The sequence below is a fragment of the Dialister sp. UBA1703 genome (assembly GCA_002320515.1).
In the GTDB taxonomy this organism is placed as follows: Bacteria; Bacillota; Negativicutes; order Veillonellales; family Dialisteraceae; genus Dialister.
In genome coordinates, this window is record DCJJ01000100.1 from 1,633 (window position 1) to 2,736 (window position 1,104).

At 49.4% G+C, this 1,104-nt stretch carries 1 protein-coding gene; it reads left to right on the forward strand.

Translation table 11 applies throughout. From position 1 onward, the window contains the following. The first annotated feature begins 338 nt into the window (after positions 1-338). Positions 339-980: a CpXC domain-containing protein gene (locus B2Y11_RS04865; RefSeq protein WP_291056882.1), complete on the forward strand. Its 642-nt coding sequence runs from the start codon at positions 339-341 to the stop codon at positions 978-980. Positions 981-1,104 lie beyond the last annotated feature (124 nt).

The following is a 1,104-nucleotide window of genomic DNA, read 5'->3' on the forward strand; positions in this document are numbered from 1 at the left end:
AATTAATCAGTGCTTCCTTAGCATTCTCAGCGTAGAGGCAGCACCCCCTTTGGTGGCTGGCGCCAACACCTTTCCCCCGCTAAGTTCGGTCGGGCAGGCAAAAGGAAAGGCATTTAAATTTCTCGTTGCCCCTTGAGGGGCCATAGGGTGTACGAGGGTAAGAATGATAATGATACTTCTTCATTTGTTCTACGTAGCGCCTTACTTTGCCCGACTTGCACATCCTATGCTGGATGTGCACAGTGGCACTATGGGTGCTGGACATTGAGCCACACACGGCCCATGCCGCTTCTCTTTATGCTATAATAAGAGCCAAATAAAACATACAGGAGGCTGTCATGTCACAGAGTGCAATGCAGGAAATCACCTGTCCCCAGTGCGGGAAGAAACATTCCTTCCGGGTCTGGGACAGTATCAATACCCGGGAATATCCGGAAATGAAGGAGAAGGTCAGAAATGACGAGGCCTTCCGGTATCGCTGCCCCGACTGCGGTGCTGCCGCTATTTTGAATTACAATTTCCTTTATCACCAGCAGGAAGACAAAGTGCTTATCTTCGTAGACGCCGACGGCTCTTCCTATGAAGAAATGAAAAAGATCCTTTCCCAAAAGGGCAACGCCTTCGACGGCTATCGGAAGCGCATCGTCCTTTCCTATAATGATTTCAAGGAAAAACTCCTCATTCTGGACGCCGGGCTGGATGACCGGATCGTGGAAATCATCAAGGCTTCCATCTGGGACAATGTGGAGGAGCGGTACAAGGACAAGCATATCGATGAAATCTACTTTGCCACCAACGAAGACGGCGAGCACGGTTTCCTCTTCCGGAAGGGAGGGCACATGGTGGCTTCCATGGAATTTGACATGGCCCTCTACAAGGCCATTAAAGAAGCGGCCCTCGACCGTATCGACGCCATTTCCAAGGACGACCTCCTTATTAACCGGGCCTGGGCGAAAGACATTACCGCCCGTCTGGGATAACAGCCATGAAAAAAAGAGCAGGAAGACTGCTCTTTTTTTGTGTCGTATGTGATGCCTGTATTCCCGATAGGGAAGCGCTGATTAAATCATTGTTTGCTTTTATTCTTGAATTTTTATGCAATGC